The organism is Novosphingobium subterraneum, from assembly GCF_000807925.1.
GTDB lineage: Bacteria > Pseudomonadota > Alphaproteobacteria > Sphingomonadales > Sphingomonadaceae > Novosphingobium > Novosphingobium subterraneum.
Map to the genome: position 1 here is coordinate 15323 of NZ_JRVC01000015.1, position 16948 is coordinate 32270.

Genomic DNA, 16948 nt, shown 5'->3' on the forward strand with positions numbered 1-16948 from the left:
GGGTTGGCCGCTTCGGGAGAGAAGCAATGGACCAGAACTTCAACCCGGCTGCAGCCGCCTCTGCCAAGGCCGGGCGCTACCGCTGGGTCATCGTTGCCCTGCTGTTTGCGGCCACGGCAGTCAACTACATCGACCGCCAGATGATCGGCGTGCTCAAGCCGACGCTGGTGGCCGAGTTCGGCTGGAGCGAGACCGATTTCGCCCAGATCGTGTTCTGGTTCCAGGTCGCATATGCCATCGGCTACATTGGCTTTGGCCGCATCGTTGATGTGGTCGGCGCGAAGCTTGGCTATACCATCGCAATCGTGATCTGGACTGCCGGGCACGTGGCGCACGGCTTCGCAACCGGTCTTGTCAGCTTTGCCGCCGCGCGCTTCGGTCTCGGCGTCGGGGAAAGCGGGAACTTCCCGGCTGGCATTCGCGCCGTCACCGACTGGTTCCCCCAGCGCGAGCGCGCCTATGCGATCGGCCTGTTCAACGCCGGTGCCAATGTGGGCGCGATCATCACGCCACTGCTGGTCCCGGCGCTTGTGCTGTGGTTCGATTGGCGCGCCGCATTCTTCATCACCGGCATCTTCGGTGTGGCATGGCTCGTCGCATGGTGGCTGATCTATCGCCATCCTGCCGAACACCCGCGCGTCTCGCCGGCCGAACTTGCCTGGATACAGCAGGACCCGGCAGACCCGGTGGAGCAGATCGGCTGGGCAAAGCTCCTGACCGTGCGCGAGACCTGGGCCTATGCGCTTGGCAAGTTCCTGATCGACCCGGTCTGGTGGTTCTTCCTGTTCTGGCTGCCCGGCTACCTGTTCGAGCGCTATGACATGGACCTCAAGACATTCGGTCTGCCGCTCGCGGCGATCTACCTGATTTCCGATGGTGGTTCGATCTTCGGCGGATGGATGTCCTCCCGCCTGATCAAGGCTGGCCGCACTCCGAACTTCGCGCGCAAGGCCACGATGTTTCTGTGCGCCGTGGCGGTACTGCCGATCTCGTTCGCGCAGAGCCTCGACAGCGTGTGGGCTGCCGTATTCATCATCGGGCTTGCCACTGCGGCGCATCAGGCCTTCTCGGCGAACCTCTACACGCTGCCTTCAGACGTGTTCCCCCGTGGGGCGGTAGGCTCGGTGGTCGGCATTGGCGGCACAGTCGGGGCTCTCGGCGGGATGGGCATGGCCCTGTTCACCGGCTACATCCTCGACAAGACCGGCGGCTCGTACGAGGTTCTTTTCGCCATCTGCGCCAGCAGCTACCTGCTTGCCCTGGCTGTCGTGCATATACTCAGCCCGCGACTCGCTCCAGCAGCCGTTTGAGGCGCGTTGGCAAGCGAGGCGCTGCACGAGAGCGTCATTGAAAGGGCACTCCCTACCCGTTGCTTCGACCATCATCCGAGTGACGCCAGGGACCAATGCAGGGACTGGCTCCTCTGGGTCATCGGTGCAGCCCAAGGTAAGTCCTTGCCAAGCCGTTTGACGTCGAGATCTGTCAACGGCGATGGCAAAACTGCAAATGGGATGAAGGTAGCTCCAACCACGCACCTGCTGACCCTGTCTATCCTCCTCGCGCGCCTGGCACGCGCCGGACTGGAAGAGTCAGGCAGTGTATGCCGCCGCCGCAGCGGGTGAACTGCGAAACGTCAACTGTTACAACGTGATAGTCGCGGGCGCGGAGTCGTGAAACGGCCTCGTCGTCCTCACTGGCGATGATCTTCTTGCCACCCAGTGCAAGGATGTTGCAGCCGAGCTGCGGCACGCTGGCGGCTGGCATGTCGATAAGCGCAATGCCAAGCTCGCGAAGCCGCGCAACAAAGCTTGCATCGAGCAGTTCGACACAGGCCAAGGCTTCGTCCGGGCTGACCATGCAGAACAGGGTGTCGAGATGGAGGTGGTCTGCATGGAACGGGCAGACCAGCACTTCCCAGCCGGCATCGTGGAACGGCGCGGCGAACTCCTCAAGCCCTTCGCGCGAAGTCCGCTCGCCCGAACTCCCGATCAGGAGGAGGCCCTCACGGGCAATGCAGATGTCTCCACCCTCGATCGTGCCCGTGGTGACGCGCGGCCAGTTAAGCCCCCAGGCTCTGACGTGGCGCGCCAAAGCCTCGGTTTCGCCACGACGATGCGGCATGGCGGGGGCCGTCAGCATCGGTCCGAAAGGGGTCGCTACGGCGATGTCCCGGGTGAAGCACATATCCGGAAGGTCCGGTTCTGGCGTCACTAAGTGGCAGGTTACGCCGTTGCGGCGCAGGGCTGCACACAGTGCCTCATGCTGCCGCTTGGCCGCCGGCACATCGACCGCAAAGCCCTGCTCGAGATTGTCGCGTGTAACGGTGCAGCAAGGTACCGGCGCCAGATAGTCCGGCGGGCACAGGACGACGTCGGAAAGCAGGTCGGTCTCGCCACTGATGCGCCAGTCGAGAATGGTCGGCACGCTGTCGATTGCAGAGGTATATCGCGAAAGAAGATCGAGTTTCATATGTTCTCCTGGCTGGGAGAACGGTGGCCCTTGCCCGGTCGTTCCACTGTCTACCGCACGGATGGGCGCGGTCGGGCTATCTCGGCGGCCTTTTATCCGCCCACAGTTGCCAATTCACCGCTCATCGACGGCGCGCCATTTTGGAATGTTTCCCCGGGGAAACATTCCAAATAGGATGCACGGTTACCCCCTTCGGCGTCAGCGGGCCGGCGATTCGTCTGCATGGGCCTGGCTTGCGTGCAGGAAGGCATCGAGCGCGATCTCGGCAATCTCGGCGCGATCGTCCTGATAGGGTTTCCCATACCCGGCAAAGATGCTCATGCCTTCCATCGCCGAAGTGATGAAGATGCTGGTCAGGTCCACGCTTCGTTCGTGGGCGGCAGGGTAAGCGCAGCGGACGGCGGATACGATGGCGGCGCGGGCCCTGTCGTACATCTCGTACATGCGGTCTGCCACGAACGGATCGTGGTTGGACAGCGCCCAGAGCTCCGGAAACAGCCGCGTGGTGCGCCGCGTGCCGATATCGTCCATGATGAGCCGGCACACGTCCATCAGGCGCGCAACAGGAGGGAGCTTCTGGTCGGCCATGATCTCGGCGAAGGCGTCCTCGTATCCACGGATGATCGCGTCGAACAAGGCAGAGACGAGGCTTTCGCGCGAGGGGAAGTGATAGGTCAGGTTACCCATGCGCAAGTTGCAGGCCGTGGCTACGCCGCGCAGCGTAAGGGCGGCGTAGCCATGCTCAAGCAAAAGATCATGCGCCGCCTGCAGGATTACGCGGCGCGTCCGGTCTCCCTTGGCGTAACCGCCCATCCTGTCGGGCAGGGTCAACTGGGCGACGTGCAAGGGAGGGCCGGACCTTCGCGTCATGTGCGTGGCAGAAACGGCGGGTCCGACGAGCGGAACGCATCGAGCACGTTCGTCATGATGCGCGCGACGTTGTTCCGGCCGCCGTTGCATGGCAATGCCTGGCTCCACGCGATCGACCCGGCGGCAAACACTGCGCCGCCCTTGGCGTTGGCATAAAATGCAATATCGCCACGCACTTGCGGGTCCTGCGTGCCGCCCCTGCCGGGGAAGGCATAGGTGATGTCTTCGGACACCAGCGGGTAGTTGTCCGAGTGATTGAACGAGGACGCGACCAACAGGGTGTGCGGTGGCGTGCCCAGCGTGAGGTCGTAGCGGTCCATCTCGAGCCCGGAGGCGCCGCCGAGACCCAGCCCGAAGTTGCCGATCAGTTCATCGTGGCCCACGCCTTCGAACAGCCATGCCGCCTCGGGTTCGAAGGAGTCGGGCATGCGCTCGAACGGCTGGCTTTCGTCCATACCTTCGGTGGTAAAGCCCAGCGCGACGAGCTTCTGCGGCGGCCTTCCCCGCGCCCGCCACAGACCCGACCGGTCCCCCGTCGTCGCGAGATAGCCTTCGCCCGGCGCGGCCTGCCACGCCCGCGAGCCGGTATCGAGCTTGCGGACCTCGATGCACCACGGCTCCTCGTCACGCACTTCGGTGACCCAGTAGAGGCCGTTGCCGCCGAGGTATCCGACGCGACCGCCACCGGCTACGTAGTCCTCGAGCGCATCGAGCATGCCCAGCGAGTAGTACTCGGGGTGAGTCCCGGTCAGCACCGCGCGGTAGGGTGCGATCAGCTCCAGGCCCTCGGCGGCGAGATCATGGTCGGTCACCACGTTGACTTCATAGCCCGCCGCGTCCAGCCACCAGATCAGCGAAAGGTCTGCCGGGAAAGCCCACGGCGCACCGATTGCCGGCATCCGGTACTTCGGGCGCATGTTCTGTATCGGCCTGCGCCACGAGGAGTAGCACACGCCCGCGTAGTCCGAATGGACATCGTAAGTGGACAGACCGAAGGCTTCCTGCTGCTTCCAGGTGAGATCCGCTTCACTCACCACCGGCGTATTGGCGCAGATGGCCTGGGCAATCGGCGCCTCGAAACTGAGATGTTCGTTGGCGTAGGCCAGATACGTGAAGGTCGGCATAAGCACGGCCATGTCCGCGCGCGCCTTGTCCGGCCTCACGAAGAACGGCACGTGGTCTTCGCTGCCGTCCTTGGATACGCGCAGGGCATAGATGCCGCTCGGCAGATCGGGCGGGATTTCGATCGAAACACTTGCCTGCCAGCCGCAATCGACAAGCGCATCGTCGTGGAATGCGATCCCGCCGTACTGATGCGGCGCGAGCCGGAAGCTGTCGTTGCGGCCGTCCCAGTTCCAGCCGGTCATGGCCCGGATCGGTCGGTTGATGCCGTGGGCATGGAGGCCATGGGGTCCGACGTCCCGGATCACGTCGCCGATGCCTTTGTCTGTGTATCCCGCGGTCGTGTCCCAGTACGCCAGCAATCGCTCGGCGGCGGGCAGTTCGCCTGCGGCAAGGCTCGCAAGTTCATCATGCCCGGCCATCGCGTTGAGGATGCCGTGGCGGTCGATCTTGCCATTGTAGTGCGCCACGGCGCGGTCATCGCCGGTCAGCGCCGCAGCCAGCGTGAACTGCCCGCCACATGGCAGCACCGGCCGCTCCAGCTGTTCCGTGGCAGCAGCATCGAGATCGTAGCCGGGTGCCGGTCCGACGAGGCTGTTCCAGCGCGAGATCAGGCCCTTCTGCCAGATCAGCAGCTTGCCTGTCTCGTCCCAGCCACCGGCGACGAAATGCCAGGCGTGCGCTGCAACCGGCTTGGGGCAGACGATCTCGGCCGTTCCGGCTTCATCGCCAAGCCTGAGAGCAACCTGCCCGCCTTCGGTCAGGAGCAGCGCAAAACCCCGCTTCGTTGCCGGGTCCCACGTTCCGGCAATGATCTGTTCGCGTGCTCCGGGCATCGTCGGCTTGATGAAGGCGAAGAGGGTGGCCGAGGGCAGGGAAGCACTGAGCACTCCGTCAGGGTCCCGGGCCCTGGCCCAGCTGCCGAGCGGGACATACTGCGGCCCGACCGCCACGGTCCGGGGCAGCGTGACGCCGGTTACTTCCTTCTCGACGAAACCCGGCCCGAGCGGGTTGGTATCGCCGTGCAGCAGCCGGACGAGACTGATCTCTGCCGTGCCTGGCGTGGCATCGTGCAGCATGAAATCGACACTGCCACCGCAGCGGGCGTTGAGCGGATCAGCATAGCCGGTGAGGTTGCCGGGCGCGCTCATGCCTCGTCCCCTGCAAGCTGTGCATTCAGGTCCGCGATCCGCTGGAGGAAGGCCGCGTGATGCGCCTCTGCGAGGCTGGTCGCGGGCTCGCCATCGATGATCGTGGCCGAGCCGCCGCGGACGCCGGGAAAGCGGATGAGGCGATAGACAGGTCGGGCAGGATCAGGCTGGAAGATTCCGACCTTGCCGGCAAGGCCGCCGCGCCGAAAGAAGTTGAGCACCCGCTCCAGAGCATCGCTGTGCTGGCCCAAAGGCTTGCGTCGATGCTCTTCGATCATTCTCTCGGTGATCGTCGTGGCGAGCTTCTGGGCAAGCCGACGGTCGAACATGAAAACGTAATCAGCCTGCCGGTCCCTGATGGCTTGTGGGTACTGCATGATTTCCTGCCTCCTTCGACGGCACGGCTTGGCTCTCGCGCAGGCTGGGCAGCCGCACGGGAGCACGTTGTCGGACTGGGGTGTGGCGCGAAGCCTAGTTCAGCGAGATCAGACCCATGTGCAGCGCCTTGGCGACGGCATGGGTCCGGTTCGCTGCCGCCAGCTTCTGGTTGATGCGTTTCAGATAGACCCTGACCGTCTCGGCCGAGATATCGAGGATGGCCGCGATGTCCTCGATCGTCTTGCCGTAGGCAGACCAGACCAGGCACTGATGCTCGCGCGGGCTGAGCGCGATCTGGCCGGCAACCATCTGTTCTGTCGTGGCCCAGAGGTGGTTATCGAAGTAGTGCGCGACCATGGTCAGCAGCGCGGTCATTTCCTGGCGGCAGGCGTCCTGGGCGCTGCATTCGGTGCCCAGCGCCGTGAGAAAGGCGAACCGGCGGCCGTGGACATGGACTGGCACGGTAATCCCGTCCGTCAGGCCGAGATCCGAGATATAATGCATGCAATCGCGCTGCGGTGCGGTCAGCAGGTCCGCGCTGTTCTGCACGTCGCTCCAGCGAACCGGGCGGCGGCTGTTGGCAGCCGAAAGGAAGTATGGATCGTGGCGGCTGTGCCGGTCCCATTGCCGGTCCCAGTTCGTCGGGAACGCCCGCACAAGGACAGGCACATTGCCACACTGCCCTCCAAGCGGTCCGCTTGACCACCCGTAGACAAACTGCTTCCAACCCAACGATTGTAGAAAGTCGTGAAGGACATCGAGACGCTCTTCCAGTCCGCTCGCTCGGTCGAGATCCTCGGTGAGACGCGCGAGCGGCCCCTCTTCCTGATCGACGACGTAACCGGATGAGACGATCGTTGGCTTCATGACGCGGCCGCTCCGTATGATCGGAGGAGCCTCACGCAATTCGATACGGGGAGTCAAGGTGGCCATTTCCAACCTCAGAATTTGAAGTTTGCGGCAAGTCCATAAGTCCGGGGTTGCCCGTAGATGTTGAGCACCCAGCCAAATCCGGGCAAGTCATTGACGTAGGTACGATATTGGGTGTCGGTAAGGTTGCGGGCGAACGCCGTGAGGCTCCACCGGTCGTCCTCGGCACCAATTCCGGCGCGCGCATTGACCAGCCAGAAACCCGGCTCAAGGCTGGAGGGAGAGTTGACCGTCTCGAAGAACTGCGACGAGCGCCAGTTACCGTCGGCTGCAAGGATCAGCTTCAGGCCGTTGCCGATGGCGGGCATGTAGCTGCCCTGCGCGGTGAAGGTCCAGCGCGGCGATTGCACGGTGCGGGCACCCTTGAGGCTGGCGCCGCCCGAAGTGATGTCGCTGTCGATCCTGGAGTCGAGCCAACCGAGCACCATGCCCACCGACAGGTCGTTGATGGGCCGCCACTGCCAGTCAAGCTCCGCGCCCCAGGTGTTGATCGCGGCTGCGTTGATGGTCACCGGGATCGGCGAGGTTGCGCTGTCGACGTTGATGAAGCCATCGCGGAAGTCGTAGTGGAACACTGCGGCGTTGAGCTGCATGGTGCGATTGGCCAGGAGCGACTTGAACCCTGCCTCGTATGCGGTGATCTTTTCGGGGGCGAGCGAAGTCAGCGCAGACTGGGTGGCGGTGAACTCCGCATTGTAGGAGCCTGACCGGAAGCCCGTCGAAACGTTCGCATAAAGCATGAACTTGTCGAACATGCCGGACACGTCCGGCTTCCACTCGATGCCCAGCTTGAAGTTGGCGTCGTCGTCGGTGCGGCTGGTGTCGGCCTGGGCCAGGGTAGCGACGATCGTCGTCGGGGCCAGCGGATTGCCGCCAAGTCCGGTTCCGGCGAACGTGCCGCCCTTCAGGCCGACCTTCTCCCAGGAATAACGGACACCGGCGGTCAGGCTGAGATGATCGGTCAGCTGGACGTCGTTGTGGAAGAACGCGGCGATCGCGTCGCTCGTCTGGGTGAAGGGGCTGTAGAATCCGGGTGCTGCGCCTCGCGCGATCTGCAGGTAATCGCCGTTGCGATAGGCGTCGCGCTCGTAATAGAGCCCGAGCACGTAGTTCCAGCGGCCCTGCCCGTTCGAGGTCAGCCGCAGCTCCGTGTTGAACTGGCGGATCCGGTTGTAATAGTCGACGTCGATGGTGTTGACCGGGCTTCCGTCGGAGTCTTCGTGCTGGCGGCGGGTGAAGGTCTGATAGGACGTCAGCGAGGTCAGCGTCGCGCCGTCGAACTCGTGCTCATAGCGCACGGTTGCGCCGATCGAGCGGTTGCGGACGGTATGAGGCTGGTTGTTGTTCGAGGTGAACGGGTCGTTGTCGCCCGGAAACAGGCCGTCCGTGCCCCTGACGCAGCCGCTGTTGCCGCCCGTGGCACGCCCCGCCAGATAAGCGCCGCAGAACACCGGGGCACCTGCCGCTACCGAAGCCGGGGTGAATACGCCGACGCCTTCGTAAGGCTGAAGCTCGCCGTTCTGCTGTCCGCCGAACACGGTCACCAGCACGCTGTCGGGCCCGCTTTCCCAAAGAAGCTGGCCACGCAGGGCCCCACTTCTTCTCGAAGCCTTCGCGCCGACCGAGCGTGAGATTGCGATAGGTCCCGCGGCCCTGGTCCGTGACCATGCCCGAAAGGCGCGCCGAGATCGTGCTGCTGAGCGGGCCGCTGACATAGCCTTCCGCGCGAAGCGTGCGGTAATTGTCGAACGAAACGGTGCCTCCGGCAGCGAGTTCGCTCGTCGGGCGGCGCGTGAAGAAGTTGACCGCGCCGCCAGTGGCGTTGCGCCCGAATAGCGTGCCTTGCGGACCCTTGAGCACTTCCACGCGATCGATGTCGAACAGGAGGAGACCGCTCATGAAGGTCTTGGCGAGGTATCCCTCGTCGACGTTGATCGCGACCGGTGAATCGAGGTTGGCGGAGAATTCGTTGGTCCCGATCCCGCGGACGTTGAACGCAACCTGCCCGGCGCCGTAGTTCGCCTGGATATTGGGAACCAGCGAGGTCAGGTCGGTGACGGAGCTGGAGCCGGCCTGGGCCAGGCTGTCGCCACTGACGACCGAAAGGGTGATCCCGACGTCCTGCACAGACTGCCTGCGCTTCTGAGCAGTGACGGTGATTTCCTGGATCGTGCCGGAAGCTGCCTGGTCTTCAGCCTCCTCGGCATGGGCAGGAGCAACCAGCATCGACGATGCAAGCGCTGCCAGCGACAGTCCCCACCTGCCAGCCACAGTTGTACCAACCATCTCATTCCCCCCTTGTGCCGAACCCGTCCCAAAGCTTGGCTCTGGAGGCAATGTTCTCACTTGGGCTGGATGTAACAATTCACCCGAAGCGGGGACAGCTGGGCGCTCATACTGCCTGTTGAGGTGATAAGTCTGTCAAGCGAAAGCGCTCCGCAAAGCAGCTACTTTCGACTCATGGAAGTTCTTCGCCACCTGGGTTGAAGCAGCGATCCCGTCAAATCCATGGAACGCCCCAGGCACGACTTCCAGCCGGGTCGGAACGCCGGCAGCGATCAGACGCTTGGCGTACATTATGTCCTCATCGACAAAAAGGTCGATAGCTCCGACGCCGATGAAGGTTGGCGGCAGGCCAGCCAGATCCGATCGGCGTGCTGGCACTGCCGCCACAGGAGCAGTATCCATGCCTGGCTCCATCCCCAGAAACGCACCCCACCCGAACCGGTTCTTGGCAGCAGTCCAGACAATCGTGCCGATCGGAGCCTTTGGCGTCTCTACGGTTCCGGTGCGGTCATCCAGCATCGGGTATATCAAAACCTGTGCGACGATCGGGACCTTGCCGACATCACGCGCTTTGAGGGCCAACAGCGCTGCGTGCCCGCCGCCTGCGCTCTCGCCCATAACGGCGATCCTGCCTGCATCGACGCCAAGGGATGTCGCATTGTCGTAAAGCCATTCGAGAGCTGCATAGTTGTCTGCAATGGATCCCTGATATCGTGTTTCCGGCGCGAGACGATAATCGACTGTGACGATCGTGCAGTCCAATTCCAAAGCCAGACGCTGCAGGTCAGCAACCATGCTGATAGCTGTGCCGCTGACAAAACCTCCGCCGTGCGTGTGAAGGATTGCCGGACGGCGTTTCGACGCGTCGCTGTTGACGACGTACACGGTGACCGCCGGGTGGCCCGTCAAACCAGGTACAGATTGTCTGGTCCAGGCGGGGGCTTGGAGGGGAGGCTGCGCCCATCCGCCCATTGCCTTCCGGGTGAATGACAAGCTTTTTTCGGAAAGCTCGGGCATGGGTTCAAGCATGGCCATGAGTTGCTTGGCAAAGGGGCGCAGTTGAGGGTGAACGTAGGCAAATTCCTCTGGCTCGCTGGCACGCGCCAGTTCGCTCAGACCGCCCAGAAGGCAGCCCGCAGTTCCGATGGCAGCCAGCTTGAAGGACTCTCGCCGTGAAACTCGCTTCACGATACTTCTCCCATACGTCGATCAGAATCTTACGAGTTTGCCCAAATTCGATACCAAGCCGAGTTCTGTCTGGCTTAGCCTCCAGTGTCTTAGCAGTTGCAAGGCGTCCCGCCTCGCTAACCTAGAAAGCGAGGCAGCAAGGCGGGACCTGTAGCCTGTCAGAACTTAGCTTCCAGGCTTGCCCCCAAGGTGCGACGCCCTTCACGCGTCAACCAGTTCACGGCGCCGCCTGCATCTGCAAAGGGCAATCCGATCACTGATGCATGGAAGCGCTTGTCCAGCAGGTTGCGGGCGAACACGCCGAGGCGCCAATTCCCGTCCGGGTGACCGATGCCGGCATTGAGACCGATGGTCACGAATCCTGGCTGGGAAGCAATCGCGCTTGCCACGTCATATTGAACCCTGCTTCGATAGTACCCGTTTGCTGCCCAATCGAACTGCAGGCTATCGCTGATTGGCAGGGTGACATTTGCCCCCAACGTAGCGCTGTATTTCGGTGCTCCGGACAAGGGCTCGCCTTTCGCCTGGATCAGACTGGTTCCGTTCTGGGTGAAGCACGTGTAGCCGGCCTTGACGACACTTGGGCAGGCCGTGACGTAATCGGTAAACTTGGTGTCCGAATAAGTGAAGCCTCCATTCAGGCTGAACTCGGGGCTGACGCGCCAAGCTGCATCCACTTCAAAGCCATTCGCGCGGAAACCACCGGCGTTCTCCGTCAGGAACTCGGTTCCGTTGAAGACCGAGGTTTGGAGGTTCTTGTACTGATCGAAGAACATGTTGGCATTGAAGGTGACTGTCCGATTGAACAGCTGGCTCTTGAGCCCAACTGTCACGTCGCGGACCGTCTGGGGATTGACGCTGGACTTTGCACCCGTGAGCCCGGAGAACGTCACGGTCGGTCCCAGGTAACCACGGGCAACGGTCGCGAACACCATGACATCAGGCGCCAGCTTGTATTCGGCACCGACTCGCCCTGACCATCCTGTCTTCGACACGCTGCCCGTTTGCAGTGCACGCGGTGCATAGGGGACAACGAATCCTGGCGGCGTTGTCGAGAAATCGACCGTTGCGGGTGCGACGGCCGGGTCGACGATCGAGAACGACGACGATTTGACCTTGTCATTCTGGACGCGGAAACCGCCGAGAAGGGCGAACTGCTCGCTCATGTGGAACTTGCCGTCAATAAATCCGGCGTAAGAATCAGACTTTGTCTGGGTGTTACTCTGCCCTGCCGAGATATTGATGATCGGTGTGGCACTCAGCGTCGGTCCAAGAGCAATCGGTGTGAACGGGAAGGCCGGGCGCAACTGGGCGCGATTGAAGTCGTTAGCGTCGCCTACCTTGCGAACCGATGCGTAGAAGCCACCGGTAAACTCGAGCTGCGAGCCCTTGGGCGAGGAGAGGCGCAGTTCCTGGCTGAAGAATGTCTGATCGACACCGGTTGGCTGGGCCCTGAAGATCGGCAAGCTGCTGCCATCGATGGCAAATGCCTGCGGACCTTCGTTGAGACCACGGTAGGCGGTGACGGACGTAAGGTTATAGCCGCTCCCCAGCTCCTTGTTGATTTCGATCGAGGCTCCGAAGTTCTGCTCCGAGCTGTACCCTGGATAGTCTTCAACCGATTTGCCGTTCTCGAAGCCCGGCGTGACGCCCAAGGCTGACAGATTGGCGAAGCGTAATGCCATCAGCGGATTAAAGCCGGTTCCCGGCTTGGCGCTGTTTGGCAGGGAGTTAAGCGTCCAGAGTTGCCCCGGCCCTGTACGATTGATTTTGGAATAGTCGCCAATCACGTAGACGCTGAGATCTTCGGACGGCTCCCAAAGCAGCTTGGCGCGCGCTCCATAGCTGCGTTCACCACCCCACATTTCATCGCGCAGGACGTTCTCGAGGAAGCCATCATTCCGACGGTAGAAGCCGAACACCGACATAGCGGCATTGCTCGACAATGGCAGGTTGACCGAGGCGTTGGCGTTGACCTCGTTCAATTCACCGTACGATGCGTACGCCTTGCCCGAGACCTTGTCGAACCGGGGCTTGGCCGTCGTGATGTTGATGACGCCGGAAGAAGCGTTCTTGCCGAACTGGGTACCCTGCGGGCCCTTGAGCACTTCCACCCGCTCGAGATCCCCCAGGCTGTTGAGCGGATTGCCGAAGGGGATCACGACGTTGTCGACGACGGTGCCGACATTCTGTTCGGACGACGAGGCGAAACCGCCTGCCGAGCCAACGCCACGCAGACGGAAACCACTGTCGTTCGGGGAACTGCCAAACTGAAGGCCAGAAACCTGATACTGCAAGTCGGGCAGGCGCTGGAATCCTCCCTTGGCGATCTGTTCAGCTCCCAGTGCTGACACGGCCAACGGCACTTCCTGCAAGCGCTCTGCCCGTCGCGAGGCTGTCACGACGATGTCCCCGAACACGTCAGCATTCGCATCGGTGCCAGCGCCTTCAGTTGTATCCTGGGCATTCGCTGACCATGAATATGAAGCAATCGCAGTCGACGCCGCCAGTGCCATCAATCTGTATCTATTCATCTTTATCTCCCTGAAATTGAATTATCGGAATAATGTCTCTCGATTGTCGAAATTATGGAGAAGAGACGCCTTTTTTCTTCGAGTTCCATGCCTATTCGCACGTGGTATTCATCGTGAATGACGAGTATTCTCGGATGAAGACGTCTGGTGCTGCCAATTCGGCCCAACGTTGAGCTGTGGTCCAATCGGGGCCGAAACTATCGCTGCGCCAGAAGGACACCTCTCGTGTCGAACTCGTGGACACGGCCTGAGACCTTCCCGTCGAGCGATCGTCTTTTCCGGCACATCGCTGCGGTTCTCCCACCTGACCCAGTCAAGGCGCGGAGATGCCGAAAGTTATCCCTCAAAAAAAGAAATGATTCCCTATGCGGGTATAGATCTGGGCTATGCTTGCGCGGCAGGAGACGCTCGAGCCTTGCCAAGCTTCATCCAGCGAATGTCAGCAGGCGATGATCCGACATCCGAAAAGTAAGGACCTCATCAAAAAAGGACCGGAGGGTGTCACAAGATCAACGTTGCCCGCCGAAGTCAGCACGATGAGGCGAATGTCCGGCGAAACCGTTTTCAGACAGTACGAAGTTGCCAGAGCGGTCCTTGCCGAGACGCTGGAGATCACTGCCGTTTGGCGCCGAACCAATTATTCTGGCTGAAGACCTCGCCACCAGAAACGCGGTCCTGAACAGCGGAACGTAGACCGTCCGCTGGGGGCGGCACTTTGCGTTTGCTGCCGCGTTTTGGCTGTGATGCTGAGATCGATCCTCGTTGCCGCCTTCGCTTTGCTCCTCACCTGCGCAAGCGCGCTGATCCATCCCGCGTCCGACGAACGGGCGATGTATGGGTTCGAGGGGCCGCTCGAGCAGAACTGGTTGCCGCGCGAGGTGGCGGGGTGGCCCGCGCCGTTTCTGGCGGACAGCACGGCCACTTCCGTGCCGCACCAGATCGGGCCGGAGGATGACTTCCGGCCCGGCCCGTTCCTTGCGGATCTTGGCTTCTGGGCGCTGGTGGTGCTGGGCGTGATGCGGGTCTGGCGCCTTGTGCGGCGCCAAGCCTAGCGGTCGAGCGCCGCTTCGGCCCAGTCGACCGCCACATTTTGCATCTCCGGGCGGTTTCCTTCGGCGACCAGTTCCACGATCTTCGCGCCCTTGACCGGCACGGCAATGGCGGCAGGCGCGTCGCCGGGCTTCATCCACCCGGTCTGCTTCAGCAGCTTGCCATCGGCGTGGACCGAGAAGCGGACGCGAGCGGTGGGGTCGGCGACGGAGTCGTCTATCCCGGCGAGGGTGGTGAAGGTCGAGAAGCCGGTGTTGCGGACTTCGAGGCGAGAGTTGGCGAGGGTGCCGATGGCGTTGTGATAGGTCTTGCCCGCGATCTTCGGAGTCTGGGCGAAGGGGGTCGCATCTGCCCGCGCACCGCCCCAACCGCCATAAACGGGATGTTCGCCATCGGCCTTGGTCGAGCGCCAGGGCAGAAGGCCGCGATAGACCATCGGGTCGGCCATGGGATGCACGATACCGTCGACCGCCGGGTTCACGTTGCCGGGTTGCTCGGACAGGTAAAGGCCTTGCGCGTGCTCGCGCGTGCCGCTGGCCTTGAACAGCAGGGTCTGGTGGCGTTCGAGATGGACCGGCATTTCATTGGTGAAGGATTTCGTGTCGCCGTCCCACAGGTCAGTCAGGGTAATCGGTTGATCGGCGCGGTATTTGAGGTGCGACGCGATGAGCTTCACGTCGATCGGGCTGCCGGTGCGGTTGAACAGGGCGACAGCCTTGGTGCCGTCGGCCAGCGTCTTGGTGAAGATCTGAACGCTGTCGCCATCATAGGCCAGCACGGCCTGATGCGCGGCCGCGTCCTGATTGAGCGCGATGACCTGCGCATTGCCGAGCACGCCCATCATTGCGGGCGAGGCCTTGCGCAGATCGAAGCCGATGATCAGAGGTGCGTTGAGCATCGCCCACAGCGACATGTGCGAACGCGCCTCGGTGAGGTGCGCATCGTCGAACTCGCCGCTGCCGATGAACAGCATGTCGGGATCGTTCCAGCTGTTGGGCTTGGCGTAAAGTTCACGCCGGGAGGCGGAATCGAGATTGTGCAGCATCCGCTCCCAATTGGGGGAGATGTCCTCGCTGGTGCGCGAAAGGTTGCCGAGGGTACGCGCCCATGAGCGGACGTCGGCCGAACCCCACAGGCAGATCGACAGGACGAAATCGTTGCCAGGCTTGTTGCGCGACAGCGCCTGGCCCACCTGATCGAACAGGCCCTTCACTGCGGGGATATTAGTGCGCGGGATGGTGTCGTAGTCGATCAGCGGATCCAGCGCGCGCAGCCGGCCGGATTTGACCTGCGGGCTGTCAGCGGCGAGCGCGCGGATGCCGCAGCCGTCGACCTTGATATAGTCAAAGTTCCATTCGCCGAAATAGAGCGCGATGTCCTGATCGATGTGGCCGTAGAGGCCGATCTCGCGTTCGGCCATGGTGCCCGCGGGCTGGCCGGGGCCGGCGGGATCGCCGTAGATCTGGCCGCAGCTGTTTCGGCCGATCTCGCTGTAGATGCCGGCTTTCAGGCCCATGGCGTGAAGCCGGTCGGTGAAAGGGCGGAAGCTGGTGTTGCCATCAGCCGTTCGGGCCGAAGGGAAGTTGTCGGTGCGGATCAGCACACGGCCATCAGCCTGCCGCCGCTTCGCCCACCAGCCATCGTCGATGTTGACGTAGCGGTAGCCCTTGGCGGCGAGCCCGGAATCGACGATCAGTTGCGCCGAGGCGATGACCTTTTCCTCGTCGATGTCGGTGCCGAAGGCGTTCCAGCTGTTCCAGCCCATCGGCGGCAGCGGGGCGGAGCCACGCGTCGTTACGCTCCAGGTGCCACGGGCTTCGAGCGGCTTGTCGGCGGCGTTGGCCGAGGATGCGAGGGTGGTTGCTGCGAGCAGGGCGGCGACAGCGAGGCGCTTCACTTCGTTGCTCCGAACGCGAGGTGCTTGCTGAAGAACGGCACGACCTGTTCCTGGAAGCGGAAGGCGACGCGATTGGTGTGATCGCCTTCGTACAGCGTGAAGCTGTTGGCGATGCCGTAGGTTTCGAGGACCTTGTGCAGGGTTTCGGTATCGGTCTTGAGGCCGTCCTTGTCGCCCACGTCCATGGCAATCGCAGCGTAGCGACGCATGTTCGGGATGTACTGGTCCACAAAGGAGAGCGGGGCGTTGGCGGCCCATTTCGCCATGACGTCATCGCGGGTCTTGCCGTCGGCGGTCAACGGCAGGTCGAGATAGAGCGGCGGGTTCTTCGGGTTGGGTGACCAGGCGGCGGCAGCCGCCAGGGTGCCGCGCTGTGCCCATTGCAGGCTGGCCGAGTCGGCCGGGCTCTTCATCGCGGCATAGGCCTTCATTGCCTCGGGCGTGACGCCAAACAGGCCGCGCGCGGAGAGGCAGCACGGGCTCATCAGGTAGAGCGCGCCGAACACGTCGGCATGCTTCATGCCGATGCGCGTGGCGCCGTAACCGCCCATCGAATGGCCGACGAGACCGCGGCTTTCGCGCGTGGGCAGGGTGCGAAAGTGGCTGTCGATGTAGGTCACAAGATCGCGGGCGATGAAGGTCTCGAAATCGCCGGTGGTGACAGACGAGGAATACATCGAGCCGTTGTGCACGGTCTTGCTGTCGGGGAAGACGTAGATCATCTCGCGCGCACCCTGGGCCATGCCGCCTTCGATCACCTGCGGCACGTGGATCTCGCCCATCCATTGCTGCGCGCCGATGGAGTAGCCATGGAGCGCATAGACCACCGGATAGCGGCCTTTCGGGTTCTTCGCGTAGCTGGGCGGCAGGACGACGAAAACGTCACGATCGGCGCTATCGCCTTCAAGCGCGCCTTCGAGGGCCGTGGCGTGAACAGAGATCTTCTGGACCGTGGTCTTGGGTGCGCCAGCAATGGCAGCGGGTGCAGGCGTCTGCACTTGCGCGTATGCGCTTGAAGGTAGCGCTCCCATCGTGAGGGCTGAGAGGGCCAGCATAGGCAAAAGGCGCATTGG

The 16948-nt window shown here is 62.6% G+C and carries 13 protein-coding genes; 2 read left to right on the plus strand and 11 right to left on the minus strand.

Translation table 11 applies throughout. The features are described from left to right. Nucleotides 1-26: 26 nt before the first annotated feature. Entirely contained in the window at nt 27-1310 is a 1284-nt protein-coding gene (locus tag NJ75_RS14915) for an MFS transporter (RefSeq protein WP_039335870.1), read from the plus strand. A 238-nt stretch (nt 1311-1548) separates the two neighbouring features. Here NJ75_RS14915 and NJ75_RS14920 read toward each other — a convergent pair whose 3' ends face one another. The 9 genes from NJ75_RS14920 to NJ75_RS14960 all read right to left on the minus strand — a co-directional run bounded on the left by NJ75_RS14920 (nt 1549) and on the right by NJ75_RS14960 (nt 12928). Next, complete coding sequence (locus tag NJ75_RS14920) at nt 1549-2469, minus strand: dimethylarginine dimethylaminohydrolase family protein (protein WP_052242541.1); 921 nt, start codon at nt 2467-2469, stop codon at nt 1549-1551. Nucleotides 2470-2667: 198 nt separating this feature from the next. Next, on the minus strand, nt 2668-3339 hold the full coding sequence (locus tag NJ75_RS14925; RefSeq protein WP_169745728.1) for a TetR/AcrR family transcriptional regulator: 672 nt from the start codon (nt 3337-3339) through the stop codon (nt 2668-2670). Beyond that, nucleotides 3336-5612, minus strand: coding sequence for a N,N-dimethylformamidase beta subunit family domain-containing protein (locus NJ75_RS14930; RefSeq protein ID WP_039335872.1), 2277 nt, complete (start codon nt 5610-5612; stop codon nt 3336-3338). The genes NJ75_RS14925 and NJ75_RS14930 overlap by 4 nt, the downstream gene beginning before the upstream one ends. Further along, nucleotides 5609-5989 carry a hypothetical protein gene (locus NJ75_RS14935; RefSeq protein WP_062780514.1) on the minus strand — a complete coding sequence of 127 codons (381 nt, stop codon included), beginning with the start codon at nt 5987-5989 and terminating at the stop codon, nt 5609-5611. Before NJ75_RS14935 ends, NJ75_RS14930 begins: the two co-directional genes overlap by 4 nt. Nucleotides 5990-6083: 94 nt before the next feature. Next, nucleotides 6084-6857, minus strand: a complete 774-nt coding sequence (locus NJ75_RS14940) for a LuxR family transcriptional regulator (protein ID WP_169745729.1) — start codon at nt 6855-6857, stop codon at nt 6084-6086. A gap of 74 nt (nt 6858-6931) precedes the next feature. After that, nucleotides 6932-8299, minus strand: a complete 1368-nt coding sequence (locus NJ75_RS14945; protein WP_236727163.1) for a TonB-dependent receptor — start codon at nt 8297-8299, stop codon at nt 6932-6934. Next, entirely contained in the window at nt 8208-9206 is a 999-nt protein-coding gene (locus NJ75_RS25145; protein WP_039335878.1) for a TonB-dependent receptor plug domain-containing protein, read from the minus strand. Before NJ75_RS25145 ends, NJ75_RS14945 begins: the two co-directional genes overlap by 92 nt. Nucleotides 9207-9341: 135 nt before the next feature. After that, nucleotides 9342-10235 carry an alpha/beta hydrolase gene (locus tag NJ75_RS14955; protein ID WP_236727159.1) on the minus strand — a complete coding sequence of 298 codons (894 nt, stop codon included), beginning with the start codon at nt 10233-10235 and terminating at the stop codon, nt 9342-9344. 317 nt (nt 10236-10552) lie between these two features. Further along, entirely contained in the window at nt 10553-12928 is a 2376-nt protein-coding gene (locus NJ75_RS14960; RefSeq protein WP_082013412.1) for a TonB-dependent receptor, read from the minus strand. A 743-nt stretch (nt 12929-13671) separates the two neighbouring features. On the opposite strand from NJ75_RS14960, the gene NJ75_RS14970 reads away from it, so the two are divergent. Then, a complete protein-coding gene (locus NJ75_RS14970; protein WP_039335882.1) occupies nt 13672-13980 on the plus strand; it encodes a hypothetical protein in 309 nt (102 codons plus the stop codon). Here the strand turns inward: NJ75_RS14970 and NJ75_RS14975 are convergent. Continuing rightward, nucleotides 13977-15875 (minus strand): NPCBM/NEW2 domain-containing protein, encoded by a 1899-nt coding sequence (locus tag NJ75_RS14975; RefSeq protein ID WP_039335884.1) that lies wholly within the window; start codon nt 15873-15875, stop codon nt 13977-13979. The two genes, NJ75_RS14970 and NJ75_RS14975, sit on opposite strands and share 4 nt — an antisense overlap. Then, a complete protein-coding gene (locus NJ75_RS14980) occupies nt 15872-16945 on the minus strand; it encodes an alpha/beta hydrolase (RefSeq protein WP_039335886.1) in 1074 nt (357 codons plus the stop codon). The genes NJ75_RS14975 and NJ75_RS14980 overlap by 4 nt, the downstream gene beginning before the upstream one ends. Between the last annotated feature and the right edge of the window lie 3 nt (nt 16946-16948).